18 protein-coding genes are annotated in these 17,656 nt (G+C 49.6%); 8 read left to right on the forward strand and 10 right to left on the reverse strand.

Annotated elements, in window-relative coordinates; translation table 11 throughout:
• The first annotated feature begins 341 nt into the window (after positions 1-341).
• From ACESLK_RS28365 to ACESLK_RS28390, 6 genes are all read left to right on the forward strand, one after another.
• A complete protein-coding gene (locus ACESLK_RS28365; protein WP_373233180.1) occupies positions 342-2,168 on the forward strand; it encodes a cache domain-containing sensor histidine kinase in 1,827 nt (608 codons plus the stop codon).
• Positions 2,165-3,721, forward strand: coding sequence for a response regulator (locus tag ACESLK_RS28370; RefSeq protein WP_373233181.1), 1,557 nt, complete (start codon positions 2,165-2,167; stop codon positions 3,719-3,721). The genes ACESLK_RS28365 and ACESLK_RS28370 overlap by 4 nt, the downstream gene beginning before the upstream one ends.
• A gap of 203 nt (positions 3,722-3,924) precedes the next feature.
• A complete protein-coding gene (locus ACESLK_RS28375; RefSeq protein WP_373233182.1) occupies positions 3,925-5,322 on the forward strand; it encodes an ABC transporter substrate-binding protein in 1,398 nt (465 codons plus the stop codon).
• A 47-nt stretch (positions 5,323-5,369) separates the two neighbouring features.
• On the forward strand, positions 5,370-6,257 hold the full coding sequence (locus ACESLK_RS28380; protein WP_373233183.1) for a carbohydrate ABC transporter permease: 888 nt from the start codon (positions 5,370-5,372) through the stop codon (positions 6,255-6,257).
• Positions 6,254-7,075 (forward strand): carbohydrate ABC transporter permease, encoded by an 822-nt coding sequence (locus ACESLK_RS28385; RefSeq protein ID WP_373233184.1) that lies wholly within the window; start codon positions 6,254-6,256, stop codon positions 7,073-7,075. The genes ACESLK_RS28380 and ACESLK_RS28385 overlap by 4 nt, the downstream gene beginning before the upstream one ends.
• 40 nt (positions 7,076-7,115) lie before the next feature.
• Positions 7,116-9,032: a hypothetical protein gene (locus ACESLK_RS28390; RefSeq protein WP_373233185.1), complete on the forward strand. Its 1,917-nt coding sequence runs from the start codon at positions 7,116-7,118 to the stop codon at positions 9,030-9,032.
• Between the two features lie 221 nt (positions 9,033-9,253).
• Here ACESLK_RS28390 and ACESLK_RS28395 read toward each other — a convergent pair whose 3' ends face one another.
• On the reverse strand, positions 9,254-9,850 hold the full coding sequence (locus tag ACESLK_RS28395; protein ID WP_373233186.1) for a TetR/AcrR family transcriptional regulator: 597 nt from the start codon (positions 9,848-9,850) through the stop codon (positions 9,254-9,256).
• Positions 9,851-10,169: 319 nt separating this feature from the next.
• Between ACESLK_RS28395 and ACESLK_RS28400 the strand changes: the two genes are divergently transcribed.
• Positions 10,170-11,051, forward strand: coding sequence for an ABC transporter ATP-binding protein (locus ACESLK_RS28400; RefSeq protein WP_373233187.1), 882 nt, complete (start codon positions 10,170-10,172; stop codon positions 11,049-11,051).
• 23 nt (positions 11,052-11,074) lie between these two features.
• Positions 11,075-12,688, forward strand: coding sequence for an ABC transporter permease (locus ACESLK_RS28405; RefSeq protein ID WP_373233188.1), 1,614 nt, complete (start codon positions 11,075-11,077; stop codon positions 12,686-12,688).
• A 90-nt stretch (positions 12,689-12,778) separates the two neighbouring features.
• Here ACESLK_RS28405 and ACESLK_RS28410 read toward each other — a convergent pair whose 3' ends face one another.
• The 9 genes from ACESLK_RS28410 to ACESLK_RS28450 all read right to left on the reverse strand — a co-directional run.
• On the reverse strand, positions 12,779-13,084 hold the full coding sequence (locus tag ACESLK_RS28410) for a DoxX family protein (protein WP_373233189.1): 306 nt from the start codon (positions 13,082-13,084) through the stop codon (positions 12,779-12,781).
• Between the two features lie 70 nt (positions 13,085-13,154).
• Entirely contained in the window at positions 13,155-13,622 is a 468-nt protein-coding gene (locus ACESLK_RS28415; protein ID WP_373233197.1) for an HXXEE domain-containing protein, read from the reverse strand.
• Between the two features lie 64 nt (positions 13,623-13,686).
• Positions 13,687-14,262 (reverse strand): TetR/AcrR family transcriptional regulator, encoded by a 576-nt coding sequence (locus ACESLK_RS28420; RefSeq protein WP_373233190.1) that lies wholly within the window; start codon positions 14,260-14,262, stop codon positions 13,687-13,689.
• Between the two features lie 130 nt (positions 14,263-14,392).
• On the reverse strand, positions 14,393-14,755 hold the full coding sequence (mnhG, locus tag ACESLK_RS28425) for a monovalent cation/H(+) antiporter subunit G (RefSeq protein ID WP_373233191.1): 363 nt from the start codon (positions 14,753-14,755) through the stop codon (positions 14,393-14,395).
• A complete protein-coding gene (locus ACESLK_RS28430; protein ID WP_373233192.1) occupies positions 14,730-15,023 on the reverse strand; it encodes a Na(+)/H(+) antiporter subunit F1 in 294 nt (97 codons plus the stop codon). Before ACESLK_RS28430 ends, mnhG begins: the two co-directional genes overlap by 26 nt.
• Positions 15,020-15,499 (reverse strand): Na+/H+ antiporter subunit E, encoded by a 480-nt coding sequence (locus tag ACESLK_RS28435; RefSeq protein WP_373233193.1) that lies wholly within the window; start codon positions 15,497-15,499, stop codon positions 15,020-15,022. Before ACESLK_RS28435 ends, ACESLK_RS28430 begins: the two co-directional genes overlap by 4 nt.
• 1 nt (position 15,500) lies before the next feature.
• Complete coding sequence (locus tag ACESLK_RS28440) at positions 15,501-16,985, reverse strand: Na+/H+ antiporter subunit D (protein ID WP_373233194.1); 1,485 nt, start codon at positions 16,983-16,985, stop codon at positions 15,501-15,503.
• A complete protein-coding gene (locus tag ACESLK_RS28445) occupies positions 16,975-17,316 on the reverse strand; it encodes a Na(+)/H(+) antiporter subunit C (protein WP_373233195.1) in 342 nt (113 codons plus the stop codon). Before ACESLK_RS28445 ends, ACESLK_RS28440 begins: the two co-directional genes overlap by 11 nt.
• A 2-nt stretch (positions 17,317-17,318) precedes the next feature.
• On the reverse strand, positions 17,319-17,656 hold a 338-nt coding region (locus ACESLK_RS28450), incomplete at its 5' end, for an MnhB domain-containing protein (protein ID WP_373233196.1).

Raw genomic sequence — 17,656 nt, forward strand, 5'->3', positions numbered from 1 at the left:
TCGCCGCGAAAGTATTGGAGTCGAATACACGAAAGGAATGAAGGACAAAGTACGTGGTCAAGAGAGTGATAGCGATCATAATTAGAGTGAGAAACTTTCTATTATTCACACAGCCAATTCCTTTCAGGAATCATCGTCTTTTCTTAAATAGTATCATAAAAACGTATGCCGAAACGGCCATTCTCCCGGCAGCTCTTCGTTGAATTCCGGATCGCGCCTCTCGGGTTACCCATGGGCGCGACCGGCCAATCGAAAATAATAATCTATTTCTATGGTTTATGTTATACTAGGCGCGTCGCGATATTTACGGTAACCAGATCCGAAACGAGGCGATCGCCACCTTGAGGTTAAAAACCATCAACGCTAAAATCTTCTTCCGATACTCGCTTCTCATAGCGGCGATCGTCCTCTGTTTCTTGCTGGCGTTCAGCTATTACATGACGCCGATCTTGCGTTCCGAGTCCTCGCAGTCCATGCACCAGATCTCTTCCAATATCGTGGATACGCTGGATCTGGAGCTCAACGCCATCTATTCCACCGCGCTCAAAGTCATTTCCTCCAATCCGGTCCGGGATGCGCTCTTCAAGAAAAGCAACGATCCGTCCGAGGAGAATCGGGATCGCAACCTCTTGGCCAACAGCATTCTCTCGATTAACGGGCCGATTCCGAATTTTCATAAGGTCAACTTGTACCGCAACGACGGTTTCGTGTTCGAGTATGGCGACCAGTATTTCTCCAGATACGGGGACCGCGCGCAACTGCTTCAGGAAAGCTGGGTTCAGGAAACCTTCAAGCAGAACGGAAGAAAGTATATTTCTCCGCCTCATACGGACGCGGGCAGCGAGTCTTCCGAACCGATCATCTCGGTCAGCATGTCCTTCGCCGAAGTGTACGGAATGAAGAATAACAATATCGTCGAGGTCCAGCAGAAGTACAGTGTATTTGATAATATCATTCAAAAAGCCGTCCTCTCGTCCCGCTCTGACAAGAAGTCGACCAAGTCGGTGTACGTGCTGGACCGGCAAGGGAACGTCATCTATCCCTACGGGAACGACGCGGCTACGACGGCGATCATCGAGGGCTTCCGGGATGTCGCCTTGAAGTCGACCTCTCCGACCGGCGAGATCACCGTCGACAATCCGCTGAATCATAAGAAAAGCATGGGCGTGTACGTCCAGTCGGGTGTCTCCGGGTGGCTCGTGCTGCTGCTGGAGCCGGAATCCTCGCTGACCGAGCCCATCCGGACGTTTAACCGCAACATTATCGCGTTCGGAATCGTTGCGCTCATCCTCACGCTCATCGTGACCTACTTCGTCTCCAGGAGCTTGTCGACGCCGATCAAGCGTATCAGCAAATTGCTGCGGACGCTCGAATTGGACTCCCTCGTTCCCCCGAAGAATATGATCGTTCGGAGCCAATTCGACGAGCTCGAGGAACTGAACCGGACGATAATCGAGATGAGAGATCGGCTGAAGGAGTCGTTGGAGGAAGCGGTATCCGCGAGGTCGCATGAGCTGCAATCGCGGCTGCTTGCACTGCAGTCCCAGATGAATCCGCACTTCCTTTACAACTCGTTGTCGGTCATCGGCATTATGTCCGAGGAAGGCCGAAACGAAGATGCCGTCCGCTTCTGCCGGGGATTATCCCATATCCTTCGGTACACGTCTTCCACGAACTTTAGCGCCGTTCCTTTGAGCGAGGAGATCAGGCACGCGGAGGAATACGTTTCGTTAATGAAGGAGCGATATGGGGATAGGCTTGAGTGCGAGATTCACATTCCCGAAGCGATGGAACGCTATGCTATTCCGAAGCTCGTCGTTCAACCGCTTGTCGAGAACTGTCTGAAGTACGCGATCGACGTTCGACCCCCTTGGACAATCCGCATCACGGGCAGGCTTCTTACCGACGGGTGGATGTTGACCGTGTCGGACAATGGCGGAGGCTTCGATCCCGCGGCCCTAGAGGAATTGAAGCGGAAGTTCGGCGAGATCGACGATCTGACAAGCATTCCCTCTATCGGACTGAACGGGATGGGACTCGCCAATATTTACACGCGGCTCAAGCTTTACTACGAGGATCGGATGATCTTCGATATGAAGAATAATCCGGCGGGAGGGGCTTCCGTCACGATAGGCGGTCTACGCAACCGGATGGGAGTTGGCGCATGAGGGGCGGAACAACATTCAAAGCCGTCGTCGTCGAGGACGAAACGATCATTCTGGAGAATATCGTGAAAAAAATAGAAGCGAGCGACGCAGGGTTCGAAGTCATGGCCCAAGCTTTTAACGGGAGAGACGGCTGCGAGCAGCTCAAGAGATTTCGTCCCGACGTCCTTGTAACCGATATCAAGATGCCGATTATGGACGGCATGGAGCTGATTCGTCAGGCCAGAGCTTCGTATCCGGACATGCCGATTATCGTCCTCAGCGGGTACGACGAGTTCAATTATGCGCGGCAGGCGATGCGTTACGGAGTCATGGACTATCTGTTGAAACCGCTTGATGCCGCAGTATTGGAAGAAACGCTTCACAGAGTTCGGGACGTCATCGTGCCGAAGAACGATCAAGTCGAACGGAATTGGATTTCCGCCGGACTGTTCGGTGACCGAAGAGAGACAGAGATCGATTTCTTGACCGCTCATTCCGGCTATCAGATCTTCTTGGTCGGCCTCGGCCACTTGTGTAATCATGTGACTTCGTTGAATCGGGCGCCGTTCTATGCCGCCATGTGGGACCGAATCGACTGGCAGCGCGCGGTGGGCGAGACGGCCGGAGAAACGGCAAGCTGGTGGCTGATCGACGAGAAGCTGTCCAACCAGAAGTTCCTTATCGTAGCTGCGGATGAACGAAAGGCCGCGGACGTTAAGCTGGCAGCCGAGAAACTGAAGAACCGTTTGATCGAGATCGTAAAGCCGTATCCGGTCAATATTAGCGTCCCTAAACGGAACGCCGTTACCGGCAGCGAGCTGTGGCAGGTCGCCCAGGAATTACGAAGCGGGCTGGAAAATCGCACGGTTCTTGGTCGCTCCTCCGTGATTTGCGATACCGGAGAGCTTGGGCGGGAAGACGACGGAGCGAATCCGATGACAGTGAGCGTACACAATCAACTGAAGGCGCTGGCGAACGTCGGCCATGGGGAGAAGCTGAAACAGTTGCTGTTCCAGCAGTTTCGGTTGTGGAATGAAAAGGAATTTCCGCAGAGAAAAGCGGAGAAAGCGATAATCGAAATCGCGGAACGAATCGCCCTACGCGACGATCGGACCGAGCGCGGAGAAAGCCGCGATCTCGAAGCCGGCATTCTGGAAGCGATCAGCGTTGCCGTCGATTTCGATGAGGTTTGCCAGGCGGTTTGGGGCCTGTTGGAGTCGGCCCTCAGCGCGCCGTCGAACGTGGACGATACGGCGGAGCTATCGAACAAGATCGAACGCTATTTGCAAATGCACTACGCCGAGGATATCAGCTTCGAGGAACTGGCGCAGTCCTTTCATTTTACTTCCGCCTATCTGACCAAAATCTTTAAGAAGCACAAATCGGAAACTCCGCTGAAGTATCAGATCCGGCTGCGCATCGAGGAAGCGCAGCGGCTCATAGCCGAGCATCGGGAGCTGGATTTAAAGATTATCGCGGAGATGGTAGGGTATTACGATCAGCATTATTTCAGCAAAGTGTTCAAGAACCACGTCGGACGAACGCCGACGGAGTTCAAGACGGCCATGAAGTAGACCATTCGGAGAGCAGGGCGTTCCGCCCTGTTTTTTGCTGAGGATCGGTTAAAAATTTACACGCGGCGCGTCTTTTATTGTACATTTACCCCCTTTTTCGCACCGTGTATACTTCATGTAAGCGCTTGATTTAAGCATCGTTCTTCCGGAGGGATAAGATTTATCACCTTTTTTTGGCGTTACAAGTCGAAGGAGGGTTATGCTTGTCATTCAAAAAAAGTCGTATGGGAATTCTCTCTGCCGCCGTTCTGATTGCGGCGGTATTGCTGACTGGTTGCGGAAGCAACGGAGGTAATAGCGCCAACACCGCGGAGTCGTCGTTATCGCCGTCCGCTTCGCCGGAAGCATCGGTCAAGCCCGCAAAAGACGTGACGCTCACGCTTACGGCCGCCAGCGGAGACACGTGGATTCGGCCGATCGACCAAGAAATCATCAAGGATTTCGAGAAAGAGACGGGAATCAGGGTCGATGTACAGATTACGCCGGTCGACCAGTATGCGAGCGTACTGAAGTCGAAGCTGTCCGCCGGCGTCGGCACGGATCTTTCCCTGATCTGGCCGCAAGCGAACGCCGCGCAGTTTCTGCCGAACGAAAACTTTCTCGACCTGTCGGACGAGGATTGGGTATCGACGCTGACCCCTGCGGCTAAACGGGACGGCACTTACGACGGCAAAGTGATCGGCTGGAACCCGGAAGGGGAGAACGCCGGCTGGGGCATTATGTACAACAAGCAAATTTTCGCCTCGCAAGGCTTGGAAGTGCCGAAGACGTATGCCGACTTCGTCGCCGTGTGCGAGAAGCTCCTGGCTAACGGCATCACGCCGCTCTACGAACCGCTCAAGGATACTTGGCATTCCGGCATTTGGTTCGCGCTGATGGGACCGCTTGCCGAGAAGAACAATCCCGGCTTGATGGATAAGCTGAACAAAGACGAAGCCGGTTATATCGACGTCAAGGAATTCGAAACCTTCTTGACGCAGTACAAGGAAATCTACGATAAAGGCTTCTTCGGAAAAGAAGCGTTCTCGAATACGTGGGACAAAGGCATGCCGACGATGCAAACGGGAAAATACGCGATGTTCCTCGTTCCCTCGAATATGGACGTTCAGTCCAAAGGGCAGTACCCGGACTTCGATTTCGCCAACTTCGGAGAATTCCCTACGCCTTTCGCGGACAACCAGATGCTCGCCGTCTATGACGGAACGATCATTCGGGTCATTAACAAGAAGAGCGAAAATATCGAAGCGGCTAAACAGTATTTGAGCTATATCAGCCGGCCGGAAGTGCTCGAGAAGTACTATGCGGCTTCCGGATTAAATCCGGCGTTCAATGGATTCGAGCCGATTCAAGCGGATTTCGAAAAGTCGCTGCGCTCGAACTCGGACGGAAACGTCAACACGACGATGGAGACGGGCATCCGTTTCTGGGACAACACGAGTGTCGGCAACTACGTCCAAGAGCTGCTAGGAGGCAAAAAACACCGAAGCAGGTGCTTGAGGCGATCGACAACGATCGGAAGAAAATCTTCACCGCGCAAGCGCAATAATAGCTCAATAAACAGAAAGGACGCTCGTCGAGGAATTAGGTTTACCGCGAGCTGACGGCGAGCCCGCGACGAGCGTCCGCATTGCGAAGGATGAGCGAAGCCATGCCCACCAATAAACTGACTAGAAGAATGTACCCGCAATATTTGCTTGTACCGGCGTTGCTGCTCTATTCCGTTTTATTTCTATTTCCTAACGTCGCCAGCTTCTACTACGCTTTCACCAATTGGAACGCCATCAGCAGCACGGTGAAGTTCATCGGCTTCGATAATTTCAAGGAAATATTCGGAAGCGCTTCGGGGAACGTGGACGTGTTCCAGAACACGGCGGTCTTCGCGGTCTATACGACCGTGCTGAAGATTGTGCTCGGGCTCATTCTCGCGCTTCTTCTGAAAGAAGGTATTCGGACGCGCAACGTGCTCCGGGCGGTTTTCTTTCTCCCGATTACGATCTCGATCGTCTTGGTCGGCATTATGTTCTCGGAAATTTTCAGTCCCGACGGCATCTTGAACGGCATCTTACGGATAGTCGGGCTAGACTCCTGGACGCATTCCTGGATCGCGGAGCCGGGAATCGCCATCTGGTCGGTCGCGACGGTGGAAGTATGGAGGGCATCCGGATTCGCCATGGCGATTTTCCTCGCAGCGCTTCAGATGGTGCCGAAGGAAATGTACGAAGCGGCGGAAATCGACGGGGCTGCAGGCAGGCACAAGCTGCTATACGTCACCTTGCCCTACCTGTATCAAGCGATCGTCCTCAATACGTTGTTCGGAATGATCAGCGGTCTTAAGGTGTTCGATCTGGTCTACGTCCTGACGAACGGCGGTCCGATCCGTTCGACGGAAGTGCTGAACGTGACCGTATTGAACGAGTTCTCCAAGGGTGCGTACGGCTATTCGACGGCTATGGGGCTGATTTTGTTCTTATTCGTCACCCTCGCCTACTTCGGAGTTAACGCCTTGTTCAAGAAATTCGAGGTGGACGTCTCATGAAACGTAAATCGGCAACCCGCACGGTCATCGAGGTCGCGCTCTGGCTGTCCACGCTTCTGATCTTTATCCCTTTGTACTTCGTCATCGTCAATTCGCTCAAGTCCGCAACGGAAGTGCAGATGCTGACAGCCAAGCTGCCGACCGTATTCCATTTTGAAAACTACAAGACCGTTCTCCAAAACGCGAATGTCCCGAGAGCGTTTCTGAACAGCGCGATCTTCAGCTTCTCTTCCATTATCGTCTGCGCCGTCTTCTCGTCCATGGCCTCTTATATTTTGGTAAGGAGAAAAACCCGGACGAACGGGCTGATCTTCAATTTGTTCCTGGTCGGTATGATCGCCCCGATGAACATGGTGACGACGTTTAAGCTGATGAAGGCGCTGAATCTCATTAACACGTATTCGGGCATCATCTTGCTTTACGCGGCCAGCTTCATGCCTTTTACGATTTTTCTCTACAACAGCTTTATTCGCAATCTGCCGGCGGACCTGGACGAAGCCGCGGTGGTGGACGGAGCCGGGCCGATACGCAGGTATGCGAGCATCCTGTTTCCTTTACTCAAGCCGGTCACCGTTACCGCCATGGTCATTAATTTCGTCACGTGCTGGAACGATTTCGTTCTACCGCTCTACTTCGTGACTCAGTCCGATAAGTGGGGCGTTATTCTACAGCTTTATCAGTTTATTGGTGCTTACTACTCCAGACACGATCTGTTGTTCGCCGGCGCGATGCTGATCATGGCGCCTACGTTGATCGTGTATCTTCTCGGGCAGAAGTATATTATTTCCGGTATGACTGCCGGAGCGGTTAAGGGGTAGAGAAGCATTGGCACATCCCAAAGACGAAAGGGAGTAGCTTATGTTGAACTTGATCGGTAGAAAGAAGGAAACGAAAGTCCGGGGAATGATTCTCTTCCTCTCGATAGCTTTGTTAGCCGCAGCGTTGTTCGTCGGGAAGCCAGCTCATGCGGCCGTCGCCGGACTGACCGTAGACGAGGCAAAATACGTTTATAAGGTCGACGACGTGGTCGGAGGAGTGACGATTCCGTTCGCCGACGCGTCCTTGCTTACTTGGAAGAAGGATTCCAACAATCTGTACGTGCTCAATGCCAAGTGGGATGCTTACGAATTGTATTACGGTCCTCCGACGAATCCCTATCAGAACCGCGTCGGCCCGGTTAGCATCAATCATAACGGCTGGGACGGCTTGACGTGGATGGCGGGCGTCTACAAATACGCCGACGGTACCTTGCTCGGACTCGTACACCGGGAACGATACTGGTCCGACTCGACGCAGGATTGTTTCTATATCGGTTTGGCCAAATCGACGGACGGCGGGTTGAATTGGCAGTACCTCGGCGATGTGCTCAGTCCTCACGTTAATTACAAGGAGCCCTGGCAAAGCCAAAGTCCGCCGATCAATTCGGCATCCGGCAACATCGCCGGCACGCCATACTTGGTCGTCGGTTCGGATCTATACGTCTACTACAGCGAACAAACCGGTACTGAGAAGCGGTTAAGCGTCGCGAAGGCATCGCTTTCCACCATCAAAACAGCGATAGACGCGAACACGACGACACCGTTCTACAAGTACAACGAAGGCTCGTGGACGGAGGCCGGAATGGGCGGCACGGGTTCGAACATTATCCCCGGAGGGGATATCGCGACGCTGACCGCCGGCGGCGCGGCGAACATCGACTACTACGCGGGACATAACTTGCGCGATTTCCATTCGGATGCCGCTTACGTACCCGGGCTCGGCAAATACTTGATTACGGTCAACGACGAGGGGAACAGCCGATTGCTCCTATACTCGTCTACGGACGGACTGAACTGGGGCGAAGAAACCGTCATCGACGCCGCCCGGCCCGGAATCAACTTCCGTCCCGCCTACTCGACGTTCATGAGCGTCTCCAAAGGGACGTCGGACGATAACTCGGTCGTCGGCAACGATTTCTATCTCTTCTACCCGAGGGACTTTTACCCGACCGGAGGCGGCGAGCGATACTTCATTCTGCATTTCTCGGTCGGGAATGGCGACAGCACAACGACCGTGAACGACGATCATGCGTCCATGTCCTACGACAACGGCTGGTTTTACAGCAACGACAGGGATTTAGGCGACTATAACAACGACGGGCATTTCTCCAACGTCATCGGAGCCGTGGCGGAGTATACGTTTACAGGTACCGGGATCGATTATATAAGCGAGAAAAATTGGGACATGGGCAACGTGGATGTGTACGTCGACAACGCGTTCCAGCAAAACGTAAATTTGTATAACGAAACGCGATTGCTGCAGCAGGTCGTCTACAGCGCCAGCGGGCTGACGAACGGCGTGCATACGATCAAAATCGTTAACAAAACGAACTCCTACGGGAACGTTGACGCCTTTAAGGTGTACAAGGCGGTTTCCGTCTTGAATAACGATGCGGCGGGTATCTCCTATAGCGGTACCTGGCATGACAGTACGGGCAGAGGATACGGAGATTACGGAGACGACGTGAAATATACGACGACGAACGGCGATTATTTTACGTATACGTTTACGGGCAAGGGCATCGACTTCATTTCGGAGACGGAAGCGTCGCAAGGAACGATCGATATTTACGTGGACGGAGTGCTGATGCACACGATCGATACCGCTAATCCGACCCGTCTCGCGCAGCAAACCGTGTATAGCGTATCCTGGCCGACGAGCGGAACCCATACGATCAAAGCAGTCAAGAAATCGGGGACTTACATGCTTCTCGATGCCCTGAAGGTTTTTCAGTAATTCGGTTGCCAGGCATTTCTCTCATCGGAGCGAAATGCCTGGCCTGATTTCGTCGTCCTGACCAGGCGGTGACATTCGGGCTATGAAAAAAAGCGGGGGCATCTATCTCCTGGAGACTGCCTCATGACATCATTCCATCGATAATCGTTCAGTACGGCTCTGTTTACTTATGGGACAGCCCAAGCTTGCCATTCCATACGTTGGTCAGCTTTCCGTATGGTTTACTTACTTGGCGCAATACCTTTAATCAGCAATTCTGTCCACTGGGAGGTATAAGGGAGTATTTTGGGGTAGATGTGCGGGCTGGAGATCCCTTCAACTAGCGCTTGGAAATAAACCAAAAGAAATTCATCCGAATATTTCAGATCAACCTTGCCTTCTTTACGCCCGCGGTGGAATAAATCCATCATCAGACTTAAGCTTGACTGGGCATATTGCCGCATCATCAAGGATGAACCTTCATCATCCTTCTTCGTAAAATAATCCATCAACTCCAAGTAAAACCGCTTATTGATTTTTTCCAAATAATGAATCTTATTCTGACTCATGGCAATGAGCGTTTCTTCGAAAGGTCTATTTTCGGCCATGATTTCTCGGGCCGTATCCCCCAGTCGATTTAAAAAATACTTAAAAACCTCATGAATCAGGTTCTCTTTGCTCCCAAAATACTTAAAAATCGTTGTTTTGCCAACATTGGAATGTTTAGCGATCTCATCCATTGTTAAGTTTTCGATGCCGGCATCGGTATTCATCAAGTGAAATGTTGCTTCTAGAACTTGATTTTTCTTCTCTTGTGTTCTCTTTTCAAAACCATTCATTCCTTACTCCTGCTTTCTAACGATGATGACTAAAAATGTTTTCGGGAAGATTTAGTTCGTATTTTTCCTTCCTATTATTATATATAGATAGTTACGAATTATCAAATGAACAATAGTTCTAAATTTATGTTTTTTGAATTGACTAAACCTGTAAAAGGGTATATAACTGAATTTGTAAATGAACTTTGGTTTAAAACAAAGCCTTAATTTCAGAATTTACGAACTAAAGACAATATAATAGTTCGTTATTTTGCCCAATGATGCTTTGCTTTAAACTGGAAAGCACGTTACTAAAACTAGTTAAAGGAGTTTTAGTGCCATGACAGAAATCGTAAAAGTACGGGGCTTGCAGAAGAAGTTCGGGAAATTTAAAGCGTTGCAGGATGTGTCATTTTCGATAAATGCCGGGGAAGTTGTCGGCTTTATCGGGCCAAACGGCGCCGGGAAATCGACAACGATTCGTACCTTGCTCGGAATTATCAATCGGGATGCCGGTGATACGAAAATTTTCGGCAAGGATGTATGGAAGGAGAGCCTTGAAATTCATAAACGAATTTCTTATGTTCCAGGGGACGTGGCTCTTTGGGGCAGCTTAACAGGCGGCGAAATTATCGATTTATTCATCAAATTGCATGGCGGCGGCGACAAAAATAAACGCGACTATTTGATCAATCGTTTTGAACTGGACCCTAAGAAGAAAGCCAAAGGTTATTCCAAAGGAAATCGGCAAAAAGTCGGCTTGATTGCAGCTTTGTCCGTTGACTCCGATTTGTATATTTTAGACGAACCGACTTCCGGTCTTGATCCGTTGATGGAAGCCGTCTTCCAGGATGAAGTCGAGAAAATCAAGAATGCCGGAAAGGCCATCTTACTGTCCTCTCATATTTTAAGCGAAGTGGAACGACTAGCCGATAAGGTGGTCATCATTCGCCAAGGCAAAGTGGTGGAAACCGGGACATTGGATGAATTGCGCCACTTAACTCGATCTACGGTTACTTTAGTATCTGATGGTGATGTGGTTAGAATGGCATCCGTTAACGGGGTCCATGACTTCAAGCAAACAGGGAATCAAGCGACATTCTCCGCGGATAATGAATTTATCAATGATATTCTGTCCGAAGCGGCAAAATTGGGCGTTAAGAAGTTCGAAGCGGTTCCGCCTACGCTTGAAGACTTGTTCATGCGTCATTACGAAGTCTAAGAGCGGATACGGAGGTGATGGGGATGCAAGAAAAATTTGCGCGTTCGCGTGTACTATTCGTCCAATATTTGAAACGTGATTGGAAAAAAATCATCATCTGGGTTTTAGGTTTAGGCTTGTTCTCGGCCGCATTTGTTCCGGCTTTCGAAGAAATCGGCAAGGGGCAAGGTTTGCAGGGGATGTATGAAACCTTGCAAAATCCTGCCATGATATCCATGGTTGGTCCTACGCCGATTGAGACCGCAGCGGATTATACTTTGGGTGCGATGTATGCGCACGAAATGCTGTTATTCTGCGGTTTGTTTGCGATGATAATCGCTGCCTTGCATGTGGTAAGTCATACTCGCAAAGAAGAAGATCTTGGGCTTACTGAACTCGTCCGCTCCTTTCAAGTAGGCCGTCAAGCCAATTCGCTTGCGGTGATCGCCGAAGTCGTCATGATCAATATGGTATTAGCGCTCGTTATCGGCGGGGCTATGGCTAGCTATGGCTTAGATACCCTTTCGGTCGAAGGATCCCTTTTGTTCGGCGCATCCATCGGGATGGCCGGAATTATGGGAGCCGCAATCGCATTAGTCATGGCGCAGATTATGCCAACATCATCCGGCGCAACGGGTTCTTCGCTGGGGATCATTGGACTGCTTTATATTTTTCGCGCCGGTACGGATGTGTCGAATGTTGATTTCTCGATAATCAATCCGATGGGGTGGACCTATCTGACTTATCCGTTTACGGAAAACAATTGGGTCCCCCTGATTTTGGCTATCGTCTTCAGCGTCATTGTCGTGGCCATTGCTTTTGCCCTTGAAGGCGGTCGGGATATGGGCGCCGGTTATTTGCCTGTAAGAGAAGGTCCGGAGTCGGCGAAAAAAACCTTGCTATCCGTACCCGGCCTGTTTACCAAGCTGAACAAAGGCGTAATGATCAGCTGGTTGATTGCTTTCGTCATCATTGGAGCCGCCTATGGTTCGATTTATGGAGATATGCAGACTTTCCTTGAAAGCAATGAAATGATGAGCCAAATGTTTACGATATCCGGCGTGTCCATCGAAGAAGCCTTTACCGGGACCATTATGATGGTCATGATCGGATTGGTGTCCATTTTGCCGATTGCGATCGTGAACAAACTTTTCTCGGAAGAAGCGCGACTGCATCTCAGCCAGCTTTATGCGACCAAGGTGACACGGGCTCAGCTCTATTGGACGAGTGTCATTTTGGCCATCGTTGCCGGAATCGTTGGCATTTTGTTGGCTTCAAGCGGACTTGGCGGGGCGGCCCTTTCCGCATTGGGCGACGGCTCGCCCATGAATATGGGGGATTTTTTCGCCGCAGGTTATAACTTCCTGCCTGCCGTGTTATTCTTTATCGGTCTTGCCGCTTTAGCTCTAGGTTGGGCGCCAAGATTAGGCAAAGCGGTTTATGTTTACCTTGGCTATTCTTTTGTCTTAAACTATTTTGGCGGCATTTTGGACTTACCGGAATGGTTCTCGAAAACAGCCGTTCAAAGCTGGGTTCCTCGGATACCGATAGATCCGTTTGATGCAGCAATCTTTATTACGATGACAGTGATCAGTATGGCCTTGATGGTTGTTGGCTATATTGGGTATCGCAAAAGAGATAGGGTTGAAGGAGCTTAGCAACGCGTTAACTATCGCAACAGATTGTTAGTCGAATTTGAAAGGAATGGAGCCCTGCGAAAGCAAGGGCTCTGTTTGTGCGACGGGCAGTTAGCGGTCTATTTGCATCAAACAAACTAAATATACCACCGTTAGGCAGAGTAGAATGAGTGCCGCCATCATTTGCTTAATGCCATCCTTGACACGCACATGAGCCAGTATAGCTCCAGCCATGGTTACGGCAAGCCATAACCCGGCAATCATTGCCCAATGAGAATAGAAGTAACCTACCGCCAGCCCTGCTGCTCCGATAAGCTGCACCGTTCCAGTTACGACGCGAAACCACTGCGGCAGTTGCAGTCTAGTGAAGTTATTGACATGCATAGACAATCCGGATACTTTCCCCACGCCCGACACCAAGAAAAAAAAACATCAGTATAGTTTGTATGATTATGGCTGAAATCCACATTTCATTGCCTTCTCTCTGTTATTTTTTTGGTTTTAGAAATAACGTGCCAATGGCGCTTGCTCCAATGATCGTTCCTGCAATGAGAGCAATTGCGAGCTCGATCGTCGTTAATCTGCTGCCTGAGTATATTTGATGGAAGAAGAATACGGTGGACGGAAGCGATAAGGTAACGGCTGTTAGTAAACCCGGAGAATACTCCTTGTACACGATTGTGGTTACGACATGGAAAAGCGCGTTTATGCCAATATGTAGTTGAAATGCCGCCGCTAATACGACCCAAATGCCGTTATAACCGATAAGGGATGCTTTGTAGGAGACTAACAGAACCAGCAGAATCATGCAGACTTGAATGAGGACATGCTTGTAAGATGACAGGGGCGCGAAGTGTCGTGTGGCCCATTTTGCAAAACCGGGAATTTCTTCAATGGTGTGGATGAGCAAGACGACATAAGGTAACCAAAAAACAAGATGAAAGGTAGGGTTCATCAAGCCTATCTCCTCCGTATGAATAAATTGTTTGAACGTTTAAACAGTATTTTGCGAAAAAAAATTAATTCTTTATCAAATAGGTTTCTAATAGATCGATTAAAGTAAGGTATGCAGTGTCAATATCGAAGTCAGGATCGGCCATCTGCTCAAGAGCCAAACCGTCAATGGTTACATTAATAATCGATGCCAGCGCTTTTTTATTTATACTTTCTTTTAACGGCAGCATGTTCAACGATTTCAACACTTGCTGTTTACCGGCCTCAAGGCTTTGTTGAATTTCTTTGCGTCCGGCTTCGCTCCTTAAACCGATCGCAAACAGTTCAAAGCGAAGACGATGCCAGTCCGGGTACTGATGCACCATATTTTTAGGAACGGCTAACGCATGGCGAATAAAATTTTCGTTCAACGGTATTTCCGAGATCTTATTCATTTCTTCAATGTAACGAGCGCTTTCCAAATGAAAAATCTCAAACATCAAATCTTCTTTGCTCGAAAAATAGTAATTGATCAGCCCTTGCGATATACCTGCTTGTTTGGCAATCTCTTTAGTCGAAGCCTTCTCGAAGCCTTGCTCGGCCAGCACCCGGTAAGCAGCATCGATGATTTTATTTTTCGTATCTCCAGTTGCGTTTTTCATTCTCAACACCATCTTTGTTTGAACGTTTAAACAAATCATAACCTGCCATAATATAGGGTGTCAATGATAAAAATCAACAAGGATATTGCAGAGTTTCTAACGGACTATTACTAAATCCTGTCCATTTTGCTTAGTCCTGTTTCTGATGCAAGGACTTCTTAAGATCGTCCCGGACGCTTCTATTCCATAAGGCAACGCCTGAACGGTGCGCGGCTCTCCCGTTCAAATGTCCCGCTACAGGCGAGGTAAGAAATACAAAGACAATGCCCAGCAGGAGCTTGGCGCTGATATGGTCCAAATAGAGCATGAAATAAAGAAATACTCCTGCCAGTATAAGCAAGACGCCAAGCGTTGCGCTCTTGGTAGCCGCGTGCGATCTTAAATAAACATCAGGAAAACGGATGAGTCCCAGCACGCTGATCAGGCCGATCATCGAACCGAGCACAATTAAGGTTCCGATCAGTGCTTCAGCTGCCAGATTGATCATCTCCATACTCCATAACCTCCCCTCTCTCTATAAAATGCGCAAATGCCGTCGTTCCGATAAAGGTAAGTATGCCGATGACCAGTACGATGTCCAAATAGGCTGCCGTTCGCAGCAGGACGCACAGGATGGCAACCATGGAGAGGAGTAAAATTCCTATGGTGTCCAGCGCTGCAATTCGATCCGGTATCGAGGGACCTTTCAATAGTCGATACATGCATCCGAGGATCGCGAGCGACAAGAAGGTAAGGGCAATCATCAGAAAATAATCGATCATGTTCTTGTCACCTCCATGATAGCTTTTTCAAAAGAATCCTTAAGTTGTTTGGAGAGCTTTTCCGCATCTTGAATATCCATGGCATGAATATACAACGTCCGATTATCTGCAGATACGTCCAAAGTAAGCGTTCCAGGAGTCAGACAGATGAGGCAGGAAAGCAGGGTAATTTCCCAATTCGATTTCAATTCCGTGTTGTATTCGATGATACCTGGGCGCATGGTGAATTGAGGCTTCAGAACATGCTTGATGACATCGAAGCTGGACAAGAGTAATTCTTTGTTAAAAAGCGCGAGCAGCTTAAAAATTTTCCAAACCTTCTGGATATAGAACTCATGAGACCAATAGCGTCGAAATAGTCCAATGAGAACAATGCCTAACAAATAACCGATAACAAATTGCAAGTTCGACCATACGCCGTTCAGAAATGTCCATGTGAATGCAATAATTAAATTCAACAGAATTTGCAGCGCCATTTTATCTGCTCCTTAATACGGCATCCATGTAATCGGCAGGCTGTACCAGAACATCTCCCGCCAAGGATACCCATCCATATACGTATTCTGAACCGAAGCCTATGCCGATAACCAATAAGCTTAGTGCAATCGCCGGCAACAGTGACTTGTTGGGAATGACGGGAATTTGCTCTCTAGTCTCGGTTCTCTCCCCCCAAAAAGCGCATGCGAAAATACGAATCAGGGAGTAAAGCACAATCAGGCTTGAAGCGAGAGCGACAGCGGACAATCCGTAATATTGTTCGCCCAAGCCTCCTCGAAGCAGAAGGAATTTGCCGGGGAAGCCGCTAAACGGGGGAATGCCCGCTATCGCTAATCCGGTTATAAAAAAGAGGCCGCCCATTAAAGGGTAACTCCTGATTAGTCCGCCCATCTGTTTCAAGCTGGCGGTTCCAGAAGCCTGTACGATCAGTCCGCCCAGAATAAACAGCAACGCTTTAGCCAACATATCGTGAATAAGGTAAAAGACGACTCCATCCAGCGCATCCTTGGACGAGACAGCCAGACCCATCGCCAGAAAGCCGACGCTGATCACTACGTTGTAATTCATAATGCGCCGAATGTCGTCATACGCCACTGCACCGAACGCCCCGAGCAGCATAGTCGCAATGGCCATCCATTGAAACCAGTTCTGAACGTCGATCTGGTCTGTATGAAAGATTAGGGTAAACGTCCGAATCAGAGCATACAGGCCCACTTTGGTCAGCAGTGCCGCAAATAACGCTGTAATAGCAGCCGGCGGAGCGCTGTATGATCCCGGCAGCCAGAAAAACAAGAACAAACCGGCTTTTAATGAAAAGACAATCATAAACAGCAAAGCAATCACAGTCAGAATAGTGCCTTGGCCCGCCTCTGCGATTCTCAGCGACAAGTCGGCCATGTTTAATGTGCCTACTACGCCGTACACGTAGGCGACTGCAGCGACAAACAGCGTTGAGGACAAAATATTGATCAGAATATATTTGAGCGTTTCACGAAGCTGACGCTGGGTGCCCCCCAATACAATCAAGGCATAGGAGGAGATAAGCATAACCTCAAAGCAGACGAACAGATTAAACAAATCGCCAGTCAGGAAAGAACCGTTGACGCCGACAAGCAGAAACTGAAAGAAGGGATAATAGTAATGGCGTTCCCTTTCTTCTCCAATTGATCCGAAGGAATAAAGCAAACAGCATGCGGCGACGATCGCGGTCGTGAGTGTCAACAACGCTGCAAACATATCGGCAACAAATACAATGCCGTAGGGAGGCAGCCAACCTCCCATGTGAAGCACTTGAGCGCCTTCGGAGCGGACCTGCATGACAAGGCAGCATGAGACGACAGCGCCGAGCAGGATTCCAATCATACTGACCCATCGCTGGAGAATGATCCGATTGTTCAAAAAAAGAAGGAGGACGGCTGTGCACAGAGGGATCAGCAACGGAAGAACAAGCAGGTTATTGCTCATCGTCTTGCCCCCTCAATTGCTCCATATCGTCCGTTCCCAGCTTCTGATAAGCTTTGTAAGCCAAGACAAAGAAGAAGGAGGTCACTCCAAAGCTTATGACGATCGAAGTCAAGATGAGCGCTTGAGGCAAAGGATCGACGTAGGCCGCCGCTTTCTCTCCAAGCAAGGGAGGCGCCCCTGTTTTCAGCCGAGACATCGTTAATAACAACAGGTGAACGCCATGCGTGAGCAGCGAGGTTCCCAGAATGATTCGAAGCAGGCTTCGGGTCAAGATAAGATATACGCCTACCGCGAATAGAACTCCGATGGATAAGGACATATATAGTTCCATCGCTATTTATCCCTCCCGATTTCAAGAATGATCGTCATCGTAATTCCCACTACGGTCATGAAAACGCCAAGATCGAAAAGAACCGCCGTTGCAAGTTCCGTTTCGCCTAGAAGCGGCAGGTTGAAATAGCCATAGGAATGGCTAAGGAACGGAACTTCAAATACGAAAGAGCCGATCCCTGTTAAAATGGCTACGAGCAGACCCAATGCGGTCAACTTTTTGAAATCCAGAGGGACAACCTCTCGCATAGTTTTGATGCCGTAAGCCAAAGTCAAGAGTATGAGCGAGGATGCGGTCAATAACGCTCCGATGAATCCGCCTCCTGGGTTATGGTGTCCAG

This window comes from Cohnella sp., assembly GCF_041640265.1.
Classification (GTDB): Bacteria; Bacillota; Bacilli; order Paenibacillales; family Paenibacillaceae; genus Cohnella.